The 21,012-nt window shown below is 29.9% G+C and carries 16 protein-coding genes; 7 read left to right on the top strand and 9 right to left on the bottom strand.

Annotated elements, in window-relative coordinates; translation table 11 throughout:
• Window positions 1-3: 3 nt before the first annotated feature.
• Together bamA and ACMCMH_RS02165 are read right to left on the bottom strand one after the other, a co-directional pair.
• Window positions 4-2,235, bottom strand: coding sequence for an outer membrane protein assembly factor BamA (gene bamA / locus ACMCMH_RS02170; protein ID WP_412726634.1), 2,232 nt, complete (start codon window positions 2,233-2,235; stop codon window positions 4-6).
• 63 nt (window positions 2,236-2,298) lie between these two features.
• A complete protein-coding gene (locus ACMCMH_RS02165; protein ID WP_412726632.1) occupies window positions 2,299-5,379 on the bottom strand; it encodes an efflux RND transporter permease subunit in 3,081 nt (1,026 codons plus the stop codon).
• Window positions 5,380-5,486: 107 nt separating this feature from the next.
• Here ACMCMH_RS02165 and ACMCMH_RS02160 point away from each other — a divergent pair, with 107 nt between their 5' ends.
• Window positions 5,487-6,107 (top strand): Crp/Fnr family transcriptional regulator, encoded by a 621-nt coding sequence (locus ACMCMH_RS02160; RefSeq protein WP_412726630.1) that lies wholly within the window; start codon window positions 5,487-5,489, stop codon window positions 6,105-6,107.
• A gap of 23 nt (window positions 6,108-6,130) precedes the next feature.
• Here the strand turns inward: ACMCMH_RS02160 and ACMCMH_RS02155 are convergent, their stop codons facing one another.
• Complete coding sequence (locus ACMCMH_RS02155) at window positions 6,131-7,462, bottom strand: MFS transporter (protein ID WP_412726628.1); 1,332 nt, start codon at window positions 7,460-7,462, stop codon at window positions 6,131-6,133.
• Window positions 7,463-7,574: 112 nt separating this feature from the next.
• On the opposite strand from ACMCMH_RS02155, the gene ACMCMH_RS02150 reads away from it, so the two are divergent.
• Window positions 7,575-8,180 (top strand): non-canonical purine NTP pyrophosphatase, encoded by a 606-nt coding sequence (locus ACMCMH_RS02150; protein ID WP_412726626.1) that lies wholly within the window; start codon window positions 7,575-7,577, stop codon window positions 8,178-8,180.
• Window positions 8,181-8,217: 37 nt separating this feature from the next.
• On the opposite strand, the gene ACMCMH_RS02145 is transcribed toward ACMCMH_RS02150, so the two are convergent.
• Together ACMCMH_RS02145 and ACMCMH_RS02140 are read right to left on the bottom strand one after the other, a co-directional pair.
• Window positions 8,218-8,736, bottom strand: a complete 519-nt coding sequence (locus ACMCMH_RS02145) for an Hsp20/alpha crystallin family protein (protein ID WP_412726624.1) — start codon at window positions 8,734-8,736, stop codon at window positions 8,218-8,220.
• Between the two features lie 12 nt (window positions 8,737-8,748).
• Window positions 8,749-9,171: an Hsp20/alpha crystallin family protein gene (locus tag ACMCMH_RS02140; RefSeq protein ID WP_412726622.1), complete on the bottom strand. Its 423-nt coding sequence runs from the start codon at window positions 9,169-9,171 to the stop codon at window positions 8,749-8,751.
• Window positions 9,172-9,449: 278 nt separating this feature from the next.
• Between ACMCMH_RS02140 and nth the strand changes: the two genes are divergently transcribed.
• The 5 genes from nth (at window position 9,450) to ACMCMH_RS02115 (ending at window position 15,317) form a co-directional block, all read left to right on the top strand.
• On the top strand, window positions 9,450-10,094 hold the full coding sequence (gene nth / locus ACMCMH_RS02135; RefSeq protein ID WP_412727993.1) for an endonuclease III: 645 nt from the start codon (window positions 9,450-9,452) through the stop codon (window positions 10,092-10,094).
• Window positions 10,095-10,096: 2 nt separating this feature from the next.
• Window positions 10,097-10,885: a VacJ family lipoprotein gene (locus ACMCMH_RS02130; protein ID WP_412726620.1), complete on the top strand. Its 789-nt coding sequence runs from the start codon at window positions 10,097-10,099 to the stop codon at window positions 10,883-10,885.
• 2 nt (window positions 10,886-10,887) lie between these two features.
• Window positions 10,888-11,481, top strand: coding sequence for an ABC transporter substrate-binding protein (locus ACMCMH_RS02125; RefSeq protein ID WP_412726618.1), 594 nt, complete (start codon window positions 10,888-10,890; stop codon window positions 11,479-11,481).
• Window positions 11,482-11,562: 81 nt separating this feature from the next.
• Entirely contained in the window at window positions 11,563-13,968 is a 2,406-nt protein-coding gene (locus tag ACMCMH_RS02120; RefSeq protein WP_412726616.1) for an efflux RND transporter permease subunit, read from the top strand.
• Window positions 13,969-14,114: 146 nt separating this feature from the next.
• Window positions 14,115-15,317 carry an acetate/propionate family kinase gene (locus ACMCMH_RS02115; protein WP_412726614.1) on the top strand — a complete coding sequence of 401 codons (1,203 nt, stop codon included), beginning with the start codon at window positions 14,115-14,117 and terminating at the stop codon, window positions 15,315-15,317.
• Window positions 15,318-15,366: 49 nt separating this feature from the next.
• Here ACMCMH_RS02115 and ACMCMH_RS02110 read toward each other — a convergent pair whose 3' ends face one another.
• The 4 genes from ACMCMH_RS02110 to prpC form a co-directional block, all read right to left on the bottom strand.
• Window positions 15,367-15,786 carry a hypothetical protein gene (locus tag ACMCMH_RS02110; protein WP_412726612.1) on the bottom strand — a complete coding sequence of 140 codons (420 nt, stop codon included), beginning with the start codon at window positions 15,784-15,786 and terminating at the stop codon, window positions 15,367-15,369.
• Window positions 15,787-15,868: 82 nt separating this feature from the next.
• Window positions 15,869-17,044, bottom strand: a complete 1,176-nt coding sequence (prpF, locus tag ACMCMH_RS02105) for a 2-methylaconitate cis-trans isomerase PrpF (protein WP_412726610.1) — start codon at window positions 17,042-17,044, stop codon at window positions 15,869-15,871.
• Window positions 17,045-17,154: 110 nt separating this feature from the next.
• Complete coding sequence (gene acnD / locus ACMCMH_RS02100) at window positions 17,155-19,752, bottom strand: Fe/S-dependent 2-methylisocitrate dehydratase AcnD (RefSeq protein WP_412726608.1); 2,598 nt, start codon at window positions 19,750-19,752, stop codon at window positions 17,155-17,157.
• A gap of 102 nt (window positions 19,753-19,854) precedes the next feature.
• Complete coding sequence (gene prpC, locus ACMCMH_RS02095; protein WP_412726606.1) at window positions 19,855-21,006, bottom strand: 2-methylcitrate synthase; 1,152 nt, start codon at window positions 21,004-21,006, stop codon at window positions 19,855-19,857.
• Window positions 21,007-21,012 lie beyond the last annotated feature (6 nt).

The raw sequence follows: 21,012 nt of genomic DNA, 5'->3' as shown, positions 1-21,012 counted from the left end.
ATATTAAAATTTTGAACCTAAACTAAATTCAAAACTTGATGTTTCATCACCGTCTTCTGGGCCGATTGCTTTTGCAAAAATAAATTGTAATGGACCTACAGGAGAGAACCATGATACTAATGCACCAGCCCCTGATTTGGTAATTTCATTAAAACTACTTTCACCTATCATCCCATAATCATAAAATAAAGCCCATCTCATTTTTGCACTTGGAACAAGTGGAAAACTCAATTCAGCTGTGTTTGTAAAGTATTTTCCAAAACGCTCTTTATCTGCGTAGTTATCTGGATCAAAGGCATAAGAAGCATACCCTCTCACACTTGATGTCCCACCTAAATAAAATGTTGTTGTACTAGGAACATATCCTGTATCTTCAATAAATTTAAGACTATTTTTATATCGTAAAATAATATCAAAGTCAGTTAAATCTTCCAATGAGTAAAAATATTTAAAATAACTAGAACTTAAGATATACTCTGTATCTCCACCAACTCCTGCATATTTTAAACTTGTACCTGCAGTGATACCACTTCTTGGAACATAGTAGTCATCTGTATTATTGAAATTAATAAACGGTGTGATTGCACTTGTTGTGTACTGTTCATCTTTTGTTGAATCTAACTCATAACTAATATCTTCATCATCAAATGAATAATTTATCCCAGCTCTTGTATATCTATTGATTGCTTTACCAACTCCAAAACCAAAACCTTTGACATTTTTGGTTTTATCCCCTTCAAGACTATTTGAATTTGTTATTTCAGATTCATTTTTATGTACATTCATACTACCACTATACTTACTATCTCGAATAGCGGGATTTGATAGTGAAATTTCATAGTTATTTTTCTTTGTTGAATATTCGTAAGAAACGCCAAGATTAAGACCGCTTCCTAAAATATTTTTATCACTTACACTTACATTTAAAAGCCAACCATCATAACTACCATATCCACCACCAAGTACAAGATTACCTGTAGCTGCTTCAACAACTTCTACTAAAATATTCATTTTATTTGCAGATACTCTTTGTTGTTTGATATCTACTGATTCAAAAAAACTTGTTCTTTTTAAGGCATTTTTTGAATCTGTAAAATCATCTAAGTTGTATAAATCAGAAGGCGCTAAGTAGACATTTCTACGAATAACTCTATCTAGTGTTCTACTATTTCCAGAGATTATCACATCATTAATATATACTTTTTCACCAGGGATTACATTGTATACAAGATCAACTGTATTATTTTCTTTATTTGGTTTAATATCAAATTTAACTTCTGCGTAAGCATATCCTTTATTTGCAACTTGTGTTTTGATATATTCTTGATCTTTTCTAAGATGTGAAATATTAAATATGTCTTCTTTTTCTAATTTTAGTTCAGGATAAAGTGTATCTGCATCTAATATGCTTTCATCTACATATATAATTGTATTATTAACTTTATATTGTTCCCCTTCAATTATTGTGTATTCAATTGTTGCTGTATTTGTATTAAAATCAATTTTAGAGAATGCAGATGTCACTTTTGTATCTAAATAACCATTTTGTAAATAAGTGTCTCGAATTCTAGGACCATCATATTCGAGTTGTTCAAAACTCATTTCTCCATCATTTCTTCCAAAAAACCAAGTAAAATATTCATCAGATTCTTTGTTTGCTATAGCTTCCTCAAAATCACTTTCATCAAGAGCTTTTGCCCCTTTATACTTGATTTTTGTGATAGTTATAGGGTCACCTTTATTGACTTCAAATTTTACTAATACACTTGTTTTATTTATAGGTTCAACACTTACTTCTACAACAGAATTGATATAGCCTTCTCTTTCTAGGGATAATAAAAGTGATTTTTTAGCTTTTTTGAGTTTTTCTTCTGTATACATTGTACCTTTTTTGATACCCATAGTTGTATATAAGAATTTTAATTCATCATCTCTATTTTTATATCCTGTCATCTCAATCTTAGCAATAAAAGGCTTTTCTTCAAAATGAAATACCAAATTATTATCTGTTTTATTTACATAAATATTAGTAAAATAATCAAATTTATAAAACTTTTTAATAGCATCATTGACTTGCTCTATTGTATAGGTATTGTTTTTGAACTCAGTTGTTTCTTTTGCAACTTCATCAGATATTTGAGTGAGCCCCTCAAATGAAAGTTTATTGAATGTTGTTGTTTCGGCTGCAAAAATATTTAATGATATAATAGATATTAGTATAACTTTTTTACACACTGTATTTCCTTGTAGTATAATAAGATAAGAGTCTATCTAAAAGATGATTATATTTCATTTAATTTATTTTAACCCTCTTGTAAATGTATATAGTACAGGAAGATAAATAAGGTTTAGTATTGTTCCCCATGCTAAACCAAAACCTAATGCAATAGCAATTGGTTGAAAAATAACAGCTTGACCTGTAGCAAAAAATATAAGAGAACTCATCCCTATAAGCGTTGTTATGGTTGTAAGAACTATTGGTCTAAACCTTTTAGTAGCTCGATAAAAAATCTCTTCAATATTTTTTGCTTTTTTAAGATATGTCATCATAATAATTCCATCATTTATAACAACACCAGCTAATCCTAAAGCTCCAATTATAGACGGCATAGATAGATTTAGTCCAAGTAATTTATGACCTATTAGTACTCCCAAAAATGAAAAAGGGATGATTGACATTAAAATAGCTGTTTCTCTAAATGAGTTAAATAAATAAAGCATCGATAGCATAATTAAAGTAATCGCTAAAAGTGCTGCATATAACATATCATTTGCTAACTCTTTTTTCTTTTTCTCTTCACCTTTTTTTACAATTTTGATACCATTTTGTTCAATCTGGCTTAAATGAGGTTTTAATTGTTCCATAACTTCTGAAGATGTGATAATTTTTGTATCTACATTTGCGTAGATATAAAAATTTTTTTCTCCATTGTCTTTTGTGAGTTGTTCAAATGATTTTTGAATAGTAAAATCACATATTTGATTTAGTCTGACTATTTGTCCATTTGATAATTTTATCTCACTATTTTTAAAATTTTCATAATCATTTTTACTTAAACTTTCAATTTTGATATCGAGCATATCTGTTTCATCAAATGAAACAGACTTTTTCTTAGTTAAATAAAGGTTCGAGAGGTAACTTCCCAGACTAGATTCTGTTACTCCTAGTTGTTCACCATAATTATTGACTTTGAGTTTAATCTCATCTATTCCAAATTTTGCTGAATTTGCAACCGATTTTGTACCCTCTATATTTTTGAGTGTTGTTGTAAGTTTCTCAATAGATTCAATAATCTTTTGATTGTCATTTGATACAAGTCCTATTTTTATATCTGCTTTAATAGGTCCCACTTTTCTTTCAAGTACTACTAAATCAGTAAGATTAAATTGCTCTTTATATTTATTATCCTTTAAGAAACTTGAAAGTTCACGCGTAAGCTGCTGTGATGTTTTTGTTCGTGACCTATCATCTTTATTGTAATAGATACTCAAATATGGTGTAACATAATTATCTAAAAAATTACTTGGAGCTAATTTTTCTAGTTCTACTGTCATATACATTACATAGGGAAATCTTTCTGTATTGCTTCCGCTATCTCTTCTATAACCTGCTCGTGAATCGATACTTCTTATTTGAAATTTTTCCTTATTTTTGATAAGATCTTGTTCTATTTTTTTTACTATCTCAAATGATTCCTCTAAAGTTGTATTTTGATTTGCTTTGATAGAGATTTTTATATTATCTGCATCAAAGGTTGGAAACATTTGAAATTTTGATGTCTTTATAGCAGTAATTGTTAAAGCTGGCACGAGTATTATAAAAATTACTAAAAATGATTTTTTCCATCGCATAAAGAAATGTATTATGTTACTGTATATTGTATTTACATATTGCCAGTTTGTTACTTTTGCCCCATTTTTAAGAGTATGAGCAGCATGAATTGGTAAAAAGACGAATGACTCTATGAGTGAGGCTACAACTAAAGCAGAAAGAGCTATTGGGATAAGTTTCATAACCTCCCCCATAGTTCCACTAATAAGAAGAGCTGGTAAAAATGAGAATAGGGTGGTTAAGCTTGCTATGGTGACAGGCTTTACCATCTCACTAGCCCCTTTAATAGCTGCTTCTTTTGGAGGCATTCCCTCTTCTATATGTTGTTGAATATTCTCACTTACAACAATTGCATCATCAACTACAATACCAATTGCAATTAAAACTCCTACAAGAGAGATAAGGTTGATACTATATCCAAATATATACATATAAAATGCTGCAATTACAAATGATGTAGGGATACCAAGAAAAATTATAAATGACATTCGGGCATTAATAAGTAACCAAACTAATAAAACAATAAATATAATACCAATAACTATATTTGATCCTACAATATCAAGTCGCTCTTTTATTCTCTCACTATTATCATCACTAATACTAATCTCTACATCTTTTTGTGTTGGTTGTGTTTTTTTTATAAGAGCATCTATATCTTCAGATATTTTCATTGCATTTGCACTATCGAGTTGTTTGATTGATAAAGATAATGCATTTTTACCATTAAAAGAATACAATGTTGTAGAGTCTTCATATTTCTTTTGTATTTGTGCAATATCACTTAAATATATATTTCCAGTTGAAAGTTTTAATAGTGTGTTGGAAAGTTCATAAGTAGATTTAGCTCCATTATATGTTGAGAGATAATAATGTTTTGTACTTCCCTCTATTTTACCAATAGGAAAGATATAAGATAATGTACCAATTGTATTAAAAAGTTCTGTTTTATCAATATTATATGCTTCTATCTTTCTTTCATTTAGAAGTATCTCATAATATTTATCACTATCTCCAAAAATTGTAACTTCACTAATACCACCAATAGTTAATATTTTACTTTTAAAATCATCTGCAAACTCTTTCATCTCATCTGTGGTAAATTTGTCTGAAGTCAGTGAAATATTTATTAGATCTCTACTTCTTTCTATCACTGTAACTGTAGGTTCGTCCATATCACTTGGTAAATTTTTATTGGCTAAAGATACTGCATCTTTTATTTTATCAGACATGGCATATCTATCTTTACCTTTTTGAATCTCTAAAATAATGCTAAATTTACCGGGACTAATAACAGTAGTAGTTTCAATGACACCCTCAAGAGACTTTACATTATCTTCTATTTCAGTAACAGCCATTTTATCAAGAATATCAACACTTGCACCACTATATGACCCACTAACAGATATCATATCCATTTCAAAAGTTGGAAATATCTCTTTAGGCATTTTAGTGTAAGAGTATATCCCTATAGCAAATATAAGAGTAAATAGAGTATAGTTCATTCGTGAGTTTTCGACAAAAAATCTTAAAAATCGTTCAAACATTAATTTTCCTACTGTAGTATAATTTCTTTGCGATTATATTATAATGAGTTTAATTGAATGTTAATGAAATTTTGTAATTTTTAGTTGAGGTATAGAGGTTTAAAACAATGAAAAATAAGTTAAAAAAAATAGATATGTTTAAAAAAGTTGATGAGTTGACTTTAGATAAATTATGTGATATCACAACAAGTGTAAAATATGATGAGAACAGTATCATATTTTATGAGGGTGATAGCTCTAAGTATTTACATTGTTTAGTAAGTGGTGTAGTGAAACTGTATAAAACAACTTCTCATGATAAAGAGATAATATTGAAATACTTTCGTGCAAATGAGTTAATTGCGGAAGTCGCTAGTTTTGAAAATATCCCTTATCCTGCGACTGCATTATCATATACTTCTACAGAACTCATTAAAATAGATTTTGAAAAGTTCAAAAAAATAATGTATCACAATCCTGAATTGTCTTTTGCTATACAGGTTTCTTTGATTAAAAAAATTAAAACTTTAGAAGTTGTAATCTCTCGAAATATTGTTTTAGATGCAAAAGAGCGGGTTATTGAGTTTATTTATGAAAATACGGAAGATTTTTTCACAATGAAAAATATAGAGATAGCAAAAATTTTAAACTTGACTCCTGAAACTTTGTCTCGTATTTTAAAGTCACTAAAAGATGAAGGGTATGTTAATATGAAAGAAAAAACGATTAATAGAGATTTATTTCATTAAGAGGTTTAAAATATAGAATAAATCTATATTTTAATTTTATTTATAAGTGTCTCTTCACTTAATATATCAGCATCATATTTGATGATAATGATGTTTTCTGTATTGTTGATATACCACTCATCACATCCTTTTAAAGTATCCAAACTATTAAACTTTGACTGATCTTTATCAACTAAATCAAGATATGCAATTTTCTTTTTAAGAGGGTTTGGTAATGTTGCTATAAGAACTATCCACAGAAGAGATATAACAACAATCACCATCGAAATATCATGTAAACTTTGCGAAAAACTTCCATCAACTTCTTGAAGAAATATTCCACCAACAAAACCACCAATAAATGTACCTAAATATCCAAAAGAGTTAAATAACCCTAATACTTTCCCTTTCTCATGTACTTTTATATATCTTGTTGTAAGTGACTGCATGATTGGTTCATGCATATTAAAACCAATAAAAAAGATAACAACACCTACTAAAAACCATGTGTCTGAAGATGAGTTTCCGATTAAATAATATGAAAGCGCAAAAAATACAATACCTATAAGTAAAATTTGTTTAAATTTCCCTTTTTTTTCAGCCATAACAGCAGCAGGACCCATAGCTAAAACACCTGCAATCATTGCAGGAAGATATACTTTCCATAAGTCTGTTAGCTCCCATCCATAGTGTTTAGTAAGAACAATAGGAATGATCATAAATGCAAAAGTCATCATCCCTTTTTGTAAAAAATTTGTGATGTTCATTCGTATTAGATTTGTATTTGCTAGAAATGATATTTTACTACTTCCATGATATGTATGAGTCACTTTTGGTGGATTTGGAACTTTTACTATAAGTATATAAATAGAAATTAGAGCTAAAAAAGCTGTAATATAAAATAATGTATCGATTCCTGCATAAGCACCTATAATAGGACCGGCAAGCATCGCAATAGCAAAACTTATAGCTATACTCCCACCCATCAAAGCCATCGCTTTTGGTCGTTGTTCTTCTCTTACTACATCACTAATCATTGCTGTAACCACAGCTCCAATAGCACCTGCACCTTGTAGAAATCTTCCTAAAAGAAGTGTAAGCATATCTGTAGAGATAGCACAAATAATAGAACCTATTGCAAAAAGCAATAGTCCCATAATAATTGTTCCTTTTCTCCCTAACTTATCACTCATAATTCCAAATGGAACTTGAAAAATCATTTGAGTAATAGCATACCCTCCAATAACAATACCAACTAATGTTGGTGTTGCTCCTGGAAGGCTTAGTGCATATACTGAGATAAGTGGTAGTACTATAAATAACCCTAAAAATCTAAATGAGATGATTAGACTTAAGGGCATAATTGTTTTAAACATATAATTTACCTTTATTGTTAATTTCCGCGATTATAGCCAAATAAGTGTAAATAAGAATAAATATTTCTTTTTTATGTTAAAATTTTCAAAATAAATTTAGGATATAAAATACATGAATATAATCATCGCTTCTTCAAATAAAGGTAAAATAAAAGAGATACAAAGTTGGCTACCTGAACATACTATAACACCATATAGTGAGATATTAGGTTCTTTTGAGATAGAGGAAACAGGAAAAACATTTCAAGAAAATGCAATCATAAAAGCTCAAGCTATATCGGATAAACTTCGAGAAATAAATTATCAAGATGAACATATTATTATCTCTGATGATAGTGGTATCACTGTACCTGCACTTAATAATGAACCAGAAATTTACAGTGCTAGATATGCTGGTCTAAATGCAAATGATACACAAAACAACGAAAAACTTATCAAAAATCTCAAAGAAAAAAATCTTCAAAGTACTCCCGCTTTTTATACAGCTTGTTTAGCAGTCGCTTATAAAAATAAGATTTATACAACGCATGGTTGGATGCATGGAGAAGTTATAGATGAACAAATAGGTGAGGGTGGTTTTGGATATGACCCTTTATTTATTCCAGATGGATATGAGAATACTTTAGGAATTTTAGAGAATAGCATAAAACAAGAGTTAAGTCATAGAAGTAAAGCATTACGATTGGCTATGAAAATGATTGGTGTACTTTTAAAGTAAAATACGAAACAACCCTAAACAATAGGGTTGTAAAATTTTAATCTATTTTTAAAGTTCTTACTCCTTTTTTCTCTTTCTTTTTATCTTTTAAAACTACTACTTTTAAAATACCATTTTTATAGCTAACTTGAATATTTTTATTATCTATATTATCAGGAAGAGAGATAGCTCTTGAAAATTCACCATAACTATGCTCTTGTACTATTAGGTCTTTCTTCTCCTCTTTTGATAGTTCTTGTTTTTTCCCTTTTATTGTTAATATATTTTGATCTGTTATCGTTAATTGTATATCTTTTTTATCGATACCTGCTAATTCAAATGTTAGAGTATAGTTGTTTTTATTTTCAAAAACATTGAGTTTTGGATAACTGTTTGTAAAATTTATTTTATAATGTTTATAGGGAAAGCTAAAAAAACTCTCATCATTGAAAAACTTATTTATCTCATTTTGAAATTGCTTTAGATGATGATTTTCATCACTAGTAAAAAATGAACTTGCATTTAATGTACTTGCTAGCCCTAGAGATAAGCAAGCTAATAAAAACTTGTTTTTCATTTTGATATCTCCTTATTTTATTTTAATTTGTTTTTTCGTAATCATTTTTTCTTGTTTTGGAATAACAATTTCAAGCACACCATCTTGACTGCTAGCTGTAATATTTTCAATATCTATATTTTTAGGTAATGAAAAAACTCTCTCAAACTTTCCAAATGAAGTTTCTATTTTATGATAATCTTCCTCTTTAACTTCCTCTTTGATTTTTCTTTCACCTGAAATGATAAGTGAGTTTTCATCTATATCTATTGATATGTCATTTTTATTCATACCTGGTAAATCGATATCGATGTGGTATGCAAACTCACCCTCTCGCGTATTTACATTTGGTACAAATCCTTTGATGGCTCTATTTTCTTCTATTATAGGATAGTTGTCAATAATTCTATGAAAATTTTGCATCCCTTTAAATGGTTCAAATCTTGTAAGTAACATTGTGTTCTCCTTTTAATTATAATATATATTTAGTTGAGTACTATTGCATCAACTTGAAAAAATTATAACAAATTTTTTTGGCACTTGTCAATAGTAAGTGCTAAAAATGAAATATTTAATTTTTTGAAATAAAAATATTTTAAGGTAAATAATAATATTGGAACATAAAAGAATTACCTTATAAAATACTTAAAAAAAGATATGATAATGTCACCATTGGATTTTTAAAAAAGCAATCATAATAAATAAAACAACTTTAAGATATAATAATCTTTATGATTAAAAAAGCAACAAAAAAAGATATAATATTTATACGAGATAGATTTTTAGAAGAGTATGCTGATGCAGTTACCGAATTGACATACACAAATGACTATGAGCTACTCATAGCAATTATATTATCAGCTCAGTGTACTGATAAAAGAGTCAATATAATAACACCAGCACTTTTTGCAAAATATCCAAGTAGCAAAGAGCTAAGTGTTGCTGAGTTAGAAGATGTCAAAGAATTACTTAAAAGCTGTAGTTTTTTTAATAATAAAGCAAAAAATATCATCAAAATGGCACAAAGTGTTGAAGAAAATCATGAAGGGGAAATTCCTCATGATACAAAAGAACTTATGAAGTTAGCTGGTGTTGGAAATAAAACTGCAAATGTATTTATGATAGAAGCAGATGGTGCAAACTTGATGGCGGTTGATACGCATGTATTTAGAGTTTCTCATAGATTAGGCTTAGCATTTGGTAAAACAGTAGAGCAAACAGAAGTAGAACTTGTAAAAAAACTTAAAGATGATTTACATATTTTCCATCAAGCGATGGTATTGTTTGGAAGATACATCTGCAAAGCTGTAAAACCAGAATGTGAAAAATGTTTTTTAACGCAAGTATGTAAAACAAAAGAAACTTTTAGAGTAGGGTAGAGATGAGATATTTGGTTATTTGTATTTTAAGTTTTAGTATAGTTTTTTTTACAGGGTGTAGTAATAAATCTGCACCAAAAAAAGAGACAATAGAAAAGAGTGCTATACAAGATAGTCAAGAAGATCTATTTCTTGATGAGTTTGATGATGAATTTACAATAGAAGAAAAGCCTGACCCTTTTAATAGTTATAATAGAAAAATAACAAGTTTCAATGATGGAGTATTTGAATATGTTTTGATGCCTATCTCAAAAGGATATGATAAGGTTATGCCAGATGAGGTACAAAATAGTATCGCAAACTTTTTTGAAAATATTGTTTTTCCTATTCGACTAGCAAATAATTTACTTCAAGGTAAAGTGCAAAATAGTATAGAGGAAACGGGAAGATTTATCATAAATACAACTATTGGTATCGTTGGTTTTTTTGATCCTGCAAAAAGTTACTTTAAACTAGAAGCACACAAGGAAGATTTTGGGCAAACATTAGGGTACTGGGGTGTTGGTGCTGGTCCTCATATTGTGTTGCCATTTTTTGGTCCATCAAATTTAAGAGATACTGTAAGTATCTATCCAAATTCTTTATTAAACCCAAGTATATATTATCATCATAGAGGGTATAATTTAACTAAAAATTCAAAACATTCTCTTTATGTAAAAGCATTTCAAAAAGTTAATGAATCCTCAATCCAATGGCAAAGATATGAAAAAATTCGAGAAGATGCTGTTGATCTTTATCCTTACTTAAGAGATGCATATGAACAATATAGACAAAAACAAATAGAGGAATAAGCATGTTTAAAAAAGTACTTTTTATATTGATAAGTTTAACTATACTAAATCAAAACCTTATGGCAAATGAACAAAAAAATTTGAAAGAACATTTTTTAAAAAAGATAGCTGAGGTTATTGTCATTGTAAAAAATAAGGAAAATAACAAATCTATGCGAAATAGTAAAATAGTTGCAACGCTTACACCTATGTTCGATTTTGAACTTATGGCAAAACTAAGTCTTGGTAAAACTTGGAAAACTTTAACAGCAATAGAGAAAAAGAAGTTTGTTAGTTTATATGTAGAAAGAATGAAAAAATCATATTCTTCAAAAATAGATTCATATAGTGATGAAAAAGTTGAGATTAGCAGTCTAATTCAACCAAAAAATAATAGAATAAAACTTATAACAAATCTTGTAAGTCAAAATGAAAAACTAGAAGTTGTTTATAAGTTTTATAAACCAAAAAAACAAAAGACCAATAAAGACAGATGGCTTGTTTACGATGTGATTATACTAGGTGTTAGTATCATAAAAACTGATAAAGCACAATTTAAAGAGTTCTTACAAACAAACAATATAAGTGAACTTATGAAGCAAATATCTGCAAACTAAATGTTTCATACTTTGTATTCTTCATATATTTTAAAATACCCCAAGATATTACTTTCTATCATAATATGTTTTATGGTAGTTATGCTCAATTTTGCATCAAAACTTGAAATAGATGCAAGTGCAGAAACATTTTTGCTCAAAGGAGATAAAGAGTTAGAGTTTACAAGAAAAATAGGAAAAATATTCACCAGTACAGATTTTTTGGTACTTACATATAGTACAGATGATGATTTATTAAGTGATAAAAATATTGAAATTATACAACAACTTAGTAGTAAAATATCACTCTCTTTAGATGTAGAATCGATATATTCGATTGTAAATGTTCCACTTTTACAATCTCCACCAAGACCCATAAAAGAGTTAGTAAATGATGTTCAAGTTCTTACAAGTCAAGGGATTGATAAATCTTTAGCAAAAAAAGAGTTTTTGAACAGTGAACTCTATAAAAATAATTTAGTAAGTGACGATTTTAAAACAACACTTTTAATGATCAATTTAAAAAGAGATGAAAAATATTTTGCATTAATTCAAAAGCGTGATCATTTTGAGTATTTAAAAACACTTGATTCATTAACCCAAAAACAAAAAACAGAGTTTGAAAATATCACAAAAGAGTTGAAAACATATAGAGATAAACTTCGTAATAAAAATCATGATTTAATAGTTTATATTAGGAGTATTAAAAAAGAATTTGAATCAAAATATCCAATAAAATTGCACCTAGGTGGTGCAAATATGATTGCAGATGATATGGTAGAGTTTGTGAAAAGTGATTTAGCCACTTTTGGTTTTGCAGTTGTTTTTTTATTGATTTTTATATTATATATATTATTTAGAGAGCTTCGATGGGTTTTTATTCCTTTATTTATATGTAGTGTTTCTATTATTATTACAAGTGGATTTTTTGGTTTATTTCAATGGGAGATTACTGTTATATCTTCAAATTTTATCTCATTGCAACTTATTATGAATATGTCTCTTGTTGTACATCTTATTGTTAAATATAAAGAGTTATTTACACTACATCCATCTACAGAACATAAACAACTTTTAGAAGAGACTACACTTTCAATGTTAAAACCATCTTTTTTTGTGATTCTTACTACTATTGCAGGTTTTAGTTCACTTGTTTTTAGTGATATGCTTCCTATTATTACTTTTGGATGGATGATGAGTGTGGGGATTGTTATATCTTTAATTACTACTTTTATTTTATTTCCTATCGTACTAATTTTTTTGGGAAAAAGTAAAAAACAAAATATTAGTAATACTCACAAATCTTATATGTTAAAAGGTGCTAATGTTGCTTTAGAATATAAAAAAACTATTTTGTTTATCACTACCATTGTATTACTATTTTCAATCTCTGGAGCTACAAAGTTACAAGTTGAAAATTGCTTTATTGATTATTTTAAAAAAGAGACTCAAATATATCAAGGGATGAGGTTTATCGATCAAAACTTAGGCGGAACTACACCTTTAGATATAATAATAACCTTCAAAGAAAATAGTGATGATGTGGAGTCTATTATTGTTCAAAATGAAGTAGTTGAAGATGAATTAGATAGTTTTGAAGATGAATTTGAAACTTCTGAAGAGGAGAAAGAGATCTATTGGTTTACAAAATCTAAAATGGATAAAATCAAAGCAGTTCATAACTATTTAGATTCTTTAGAACCTGTAGGAAAAGTGTTATCTTTGGCAACTCTTTTAGATGTTGGAAAATCATTAAACGATGGTAAAGAGTTAGATGGTTTAACTTTAGCTCTTATTCATAAAGAGCTACCTATAGAATATAAAAAAATCGTTATTTCACCGTATGTAAATTTAGAACATAATATGGCACGAATAAGCACTCGAGTTATTGATAGTTTAGAAACGCTAAAAAGAGATGAATTCTTAAAAAAATTAAATAAAGATTTACAAAAAATGTTTAATCCCTCTTACGAAGAGTATAGAGTTTCAAACCTTTTAGTAATATATAATAATATGTTGCAGTCCTTATTTGACTCACAAATCAAATCTATTGGTTTGGTGCTGGTTATTTTGTTTATAATGTTTCTTATACTTTTTAAAGATATCAAAATTACAATAATCGCATTGATTGCCAATACTGTACCTGTAAGTATTGTTTTTGGATTTATGGGTTGGCTAAATATGCCTTTAGATATGATGACTATAACTATTGCTGCTATTAGTATCGGAATAGCTGTTGATGATACTATTCATTATATTCATAGGTTCCAAAATGAGTATAGAGAAACACAAAATATAAGAATATCCATTTTAAATACACATCAAAGTATTGGAAAAGCTATGTTTTATACCTCTACAATTATTATTGTAGGATTTAGTGTTTTACTTTTATCAAATTTTATACCAACAATAACTTTTAGTTTTTTAACTATTATTGCTATGTTTATGGCAATTGTTGCGGACTTGCTACTTTTACCCATTTTATTGATTTTTATAGAAAAAAAGTGATAAAAAATATTACCATACTTCACATTTAGATAATTTTTTTTCTTTAAGAGTAAGAATTATATGTAAAACCTTAATTAATTTACTAGAATGTAATTCAGATATACGCAAATTATTTTATATCATATCAATTAAGAGGAAGAAAAAATATGTTAGTTTTTATTTTAAATGCAGGAAGTTCATCATTAAAATACCAGTTAATGAACCCAACAACAAAAGAGGTTGTTGCAGTAGGATTATGTGAAAGAATTGGAATAGATGGTGTTTTAAAACATGAATTTGGTGATGATAAAAAACTGAAACTAGAAGTTACAATGCCAACCCACAAAGAAGCAATTGAGTTAGTGTTAAAAACATTATGTGAAGGTGAAGGAAAAGTTATTGAGTCAATAACAGATATTAAAGCAATAGGTCACCGAGCTGTACATGGTGGAGAAGAGTTTGCTTCATCTGTAATGGTTACAGATAAAGTAATAGAAACAATGAAAAAGTTAATCCCTTTAGCTCCATTACATAACCCTGCAAATATTATGGGTATGGAGATCTGTAAAGAATTGATGCCAGATGTTCCAAATGTAGCAGTGTTTGATACAGCATTCCACCAAACTATGCCTGATTATGCTTACATGTATGCTTTACCATATGACCAGTATGAAAAACATGGTATTAGAAAATATGGTTTCCATGGAACATCTCACTACTATGTTTCAAATGAAGCATCAAAAATGTTAGAGAAAAAGAAAAATGTTAGAATTATTGTTTGTCATTTAGGAAATGGTTCTTCTGTATCTGCTGTTTTAAATGGTAAATGTATTGATACATCAATGGGTCTTACACCTGTTCAAGGTCTTATGATGGGTACAAGAGCTGGTGATGTAGGTGCTGGTGCATTATCATATATGATGTCACAAGAAAAAATAACAATAGATGAAGCTCTTGATGTAATGAACAAAAAATCAGGAATCTTAGGAATTTCAGGAAAATCTTCAGATTTAAGAGAAGTACTTGATGGTATGCAAGCGGGTGATGACAGATGTAGATTAGCAGTTGAAATGGTTGCTTATAACATTAAAAAATATGTTGGAGCTTATGTTGCTGCTCTTGATGGTATTGATGCATTGTGTTTTACAGGTGGAATTGGTGAAAATTCTGCGCTTATAAGAGAGATCGTTTGTTCTGGACTTGATGGTATGGGATTAAATATTGATCCTACTAAAAATAACAAAAGATCAAATGAGCCAAGAGGAATTGCTACTAATTCATCTGCTGCTAGAATTTTTGTTATTCCTACAAATGAGGAATATGTAATTGCAAGTGATACATATAAAATCGTATCTGAATTAGCAAAATAGAGTTTATACTTTAAAGAAAAAAAGGTTTAGAACAATTCTAAACCTTTTTTTATACAGAAAACATAATTTGTGATAATAAGATAATAAAAATTGTCAAAATAAAAGGTAAACGATGACTTTTAAATATAAAAGGTTGTATACCAAAAAAGACTTGTGAAACGCCTCTTATTCCTAACCATAAACCTAAAGTAGCTTTTATTCCAAGTAGGATTTGAAAGTTTTCTAACCCATTCTCACCAATTGAGCCAAAATTATAATAAAATAATACCATACCAGATAGAACAGCAATGATAAGAGCTTTTGGCACAAGTACTTTAGTAAAAAGTCTAAAATGTTCTCTAATCTCAATATATTTCTCTTTTGTGAGTGTTTTTTGCATTCTCATTAATATTAAATTGTCTGTAAACAAAAAACCAGCATAGATAAATACTGAAAAAATATGTAAAAGTTTGATTGTTATATAAAACATATAGTCTCTCCTAAAATAAAAAAGGAGTATACTGAATTTAGGGTATATTGTTATTGATATAAATCAATAACAATATAAAAAATTAGTCCATAGTTCCTGCAGGTACATGAACATTTCCATCCATGATAATTCTAGCACTTCTACTCATAGAAGCTTTTTCAACGATGTATTTACCATCTTTTTGAGATAATGCAGCTCCAACTTTAATAGCACCACTTGGATGTCCAAAAGTAACAGTATCTTTATCTCCACCACCAGCAGCAATATTAACTAATGTTCCAGGGATACAAGCGGCAACACCAATAGCAACCGAAGCAGTTCCCATCATAGCATGGTGAAGTTGTTGCATAGATAATGCTCTTACATGAAGATCCATCTCTGATGCTTTTACCTCTTTACCAGAAGATGTTGTAAAATCTTGAGCTGTAGATACAAATGCAATTTTTGGAGTATGTTGTTGCGTTAATGCATCTTCTGCACTTTTCATAACACCCATTTTAAGTGCTCCTGCAATTCTAATTTTTTCAAATCTAGCAAGTGCTTCTGTATCAGAGTTGATATCACCTTGAAGTTCAGTACCTTTGTATCCAATATCTTCAGCATTTACAAATACAGTTGGAATACCAGCAGTGATCATAGTAGCTTTAAATGTACCAACACCTTCAACTTCTAAATCATCTACTAAGTTACCTGTGGGAAATAACTCTTCAGATGGGTCAACTGGCTCAACGAACTCTAATTGAATCTCTTCAGCTGGAAATGCAACACCATCAATCTCATAATCACCCATCTCTTTAACTACACCATTTTCCATAGTTACATAACAAAGAATTGTTTTTTTGATATTTGCTTGCCAGATTCTTACACAACAAACACCATTTTCAGGTACATTATCTACTAAACCTTCTGTAATAGCAAAAGGACCAACTGCAGATGATAAGTTTCCACAGTTTCCACTCATATCAACAAAGTCTTTATCGATTGCAACTTGACAAAAGTAATAATCAACATCGTGATTTGGAACATCAGATTTTCCAACTAAAATAGCTTTAGATGTAGAAGAACTTGCTCCTCCCATTCCATCCATTTGTTTTTTATAAACATCTGGAGAACCTACAATTCTTTGTAAAAGTTTATCTCTTTTTGCTCCATCTTCTTGAGCTTCTTTTGGTAAGTCAGCGATGTTAAAAAATGTACCCTTAGAAGTACCACCTCTCATGTATGTAGCTTTTACTTTAAATTGTGGTTTATATGCCATTGTTATTTCCTTTTTGTAGTTTGTGTTTAAAACTTGTGAAAAAAATCTTTGATTATTTTGATAAATTTTAAAAGACTAAAAAGCACCAAAGGATGCTTTTTAGTTAAGTGTTATTTACTTTCAGCAATAACATCTTTAGCGAATTTTTGTAAGATTCCACCATTTTTGTAAACATCTACTTCAGCAGAAGTATCTAATCTACATAATACTGTGAATTTAACAACTTCTCCATTTGCTCTAGTCATAACTACTGTTAAGTCACATCTAGGAGTGATTTCACCTTCGATATCGAAAGTTTCAGAACCATCAATAGAGTAAGTATGTCTTGTATCACCAGCTTGGAATTGTAATGGTAATACACCCATTCCAACTAAGTTAGTTCTGTGAATTCTCTCAATAGATTCAGCAATTAAAACTTCAACACCAGCAAGTCTAACACCTTTTGCTGCCCAGTCTCTTGAAGACCCTTGGCCATAGTTAGTACCAGCAACGATAATTAAAGGTTGCTTTCTTTGAGTATATGTCTCAATAGCTTCCCACATTCTAGACTCAGTACCCTCAGGCATGATTTTAGTTAATGAACCTTGTTTAGTTTCACCATTTTCATCTTTCACCATTTCATTGAATAGTTTAGGATTAGCTAAAGTTGCTCTTGAAGCAGTATGGTGATCCCCTCTATGTGTTGCATAAGAGTTTAAATCTTCAACTGGAAGACCTTTAGATAAACAATACTCACCAGATGCTGATGTTGGTAAAATAGCATTAGATGGAGATAAGTGATCTGTAGTGATATTATCAGGGAATACACCTAATGGTCTCATACCTTTAAGAGCTGGCATTTGCATATATTCAGCTTCCCAGTATGGTGGTTTGTTAATATATGTAGATTGAGTATTCCACTTATAGAATGGAGAAATCTCAATATTACCTAAATCACTTTTAGCAAACATAGGATCATATATAGCACCAAACATTTCAGGACGAACTGAAGCTTTTTCAACTGCGTTGATCTCTTCATCTGTTGGCCATAAATCTTTTAATGTAATAGGGTTACCATTTGAATCAGTTCCTAAAGAATCTTTTTCAATATCAAATCTAATTGAACCAGCTAATGCGTAAGCAACAACAAGTGGTGGTGATGCTAAAAATGCTTCTTTTACATAAGGGTGGATTCTACCATCAAAGTTTCTGTTTCCAGATAATACAGCTGTAGTATAAATATCATTATCAACTGCTTCTTTTTGGATAGCTGGATCTAAAGCTCCAGACATACCGTTACAAGTAGTACATGCAAAACCAACAACACCAAATCCTAATTTTTCTAATTCAGGAAGTAGGTTAGCATCTTTTAAGTACTCTTCAACAATTTTTGAACCTGGTGCAAGTGAAGATTTAACCCATGGTTTTCTTTTTAATCCAAGCTCGTTTGCTTTTTTAGCAACTAAACCAGCAGCGATAACATTTCTTGGATTTGATGTATTTGTACATGATGTAATAGCAGCAATTAAGATTGCCCCATCAGGCATATCTGTATCACCAATTTCAACAGTATTATCAGTAATCCCTTCTGCTTTTAATGTAGAAGTAGGTACTAATTTATGAGGCTTAGAAGGTCCAGCTAAACTTCTTGTAACAGCAGTTAAATCAAATGTCAATACTCTTGCATAAGTAGCTTTTGCTAAATCAGTTGCCCATAAACCATTTGCTTTTGCATATGCTTCTACAAGTTTAACTTGATCAGATTCTCTACCTGTAAGTGTTAAGTAATCTAAAGTTTGCTCATCAATTCCGAACATACCAGCAGATGCACCATATTCAGGAGTCATGTTCGCAATAGTAGCTCTATCACCTAAGTTTAAGTATTGCATACCTTCACCAAAGAACTCTAAATAAGCAGAGATAACATTGTTGTCTCTTAAGAATGAAGTCATAGAAAGTGCAATATCAGTTGCAGTAATACCTTCAGCTCTTGTACCAATGATGTTAACACCAATAATATCAGGAACTCTCATGTAAGATGGGTTACCAAGCATTACATTTTCAGCTTCTAATCCACCAACACCAATAGCTAAAACACCAAGTGCATCAACATGTGGAGTATGAGAATCTGTACCAACTAATGTATCAGGAGAAGCAATACCATCGATATTGTGAACAACTGGAGACATTTTTTCAAGGTTGATTTGGTGCATAATACCATTTCCTGGAGGAATAACATCTACATTATCAAATGCTTCTTTTGTCCAGTTAATAAAGTGGAATCTATCAGCATTTCTTCTATCTTCTATATCTCTATTTTTTTGGAATGCATCTGCATCATATCCACCACATTCTACAGCTAGTGAATGGTCAACGATAAGTTGAGTAGGAACAACAGGATTAACTTGTTTAGGATCTCCACCACCAGCTTCAACAGCTTCTCTTAAACCAGCTAAATCAACTAAAGCTGTAAGACCAAGAATATCATGAGTAACAACTCTTGATGGGTACCAAGGGAAATCTTTGTCTGTTCTTTTTTCGATTAATTGTACTAGTGAATCTTTTAAGTCTTCGCTTGGACATTTTCGCAAGAGATTTTCTGCTAAAACTCTTGATGTGTAGTTAAGTTTTTCAAAAGAACCTGGTGTGATATCTTCAACTGCTGCTTTTACATCGTAAAAACTTGTATCAAAACCTTCTAGTTTTTTGAGATATTTAGTATTTGTCATATTTGTATATCCATTTAGATTAAATTAAAAAGGATGAGTAAGAACTCACCCCTTTAGTTGTTTGCCAAAGTGGCACTTGTTTGAGTATTGGAAGTGTTTAAATTATTTTCTATCCGCTAGTGGAACAAATTTTAAACCTTCAGGTCCTGTGTAAGTAGCAGAAGGTCTAATGATTTTTCCATCTTCTCTTTGCTCAATTACATGTGCACCCCATCCTGTAACTCTTGAGATAATAAAGATAGGAGTAAACATATCTGTTGGAATTCCCATTTGGTTATAAGAAACAGCAGAGAACCAGTCAAGGTTAGGGAACATTTTCTTAGCATCCCACATGATTGTTTCAATTCTTTCTGCAACATCATACATTAACATATCGTTATTTTCTTCAGATAAATCTTTAGCAACTTTTTTAATAACAACATTTCTTGGGTCACTTGTAGTATAAACAGGGTGACCAAAACCGATGATAATCTCTTTTTTAGCCATTCTTGCTTTGATATCTTCTTCAGCTTGATCTGCAGATGTATATCTCTCTTGAATTCTAAACGCAACCTCATTAGCTCCACCATGTTTAGGACCTCTTAAAGCTCCAATAGAACCAGTGATACATGAGTACATATCTGAATTTGTTCCAGCAATTACTCTTGAAGTAAATGTAGATGCATTAAACTCATGCTCAGCATATAAAATTAAAGATACATGCATAGCTTTAACCCAAGATTCTCTTGGTTTTTCACCATGTAATAGGTGTAAGAAATGACCACCAACAGTGTCATCATCAGTTACAACATCAATTCTTTTTCCATTATATGCATAATGGTACCAATATAATAAAATAGAAGAGAATGATCCCATTAATCTATCAATGATATCTTGAGCTTCATCTTTTGGATGCTCTTCTTTTTCTTGATTAATTGCACCAAGTACAGAACAACCAGTTCTCATAACATCCATAGGGTGACATGTTTTTGGTAGTTGTTCTAAAGCAACTTTAACACCATTTGGAATATCTCTATATGATCTTAGTTTTTCTTTATATGCATCTAATTCTGCTTGATTAGGTAATTTTTCATGTACAATTAAATATGCAATTTCTTCAAATTCTGCTTTATCAGCAAACTCTAAAATGTCATATCCTCTATAGTGTAAGTCATTTCCAGACTTTCCAACTGAACAAAGAGCTGTATTTCCAGCTGAAGTTCCAGATAGTGCAACTGATTTTTTTGGTTTAAATCCTGTGTTTGTAGTACTCATAAATTT

This window comes from Arcobacter sp. 15-2 (genome assembly GCF_047159865.1).
Lineage (GTDB): Bacteria > Campylobacterota > Campylobacteria > Campylobacterales > Arcobacteraceae > JAIOSF01.
The sequence above is the reverse complement of the archived record's forward strand: the minus strand, read 5'-3'. Positions and strand labels throughout refer to the sequence as shown.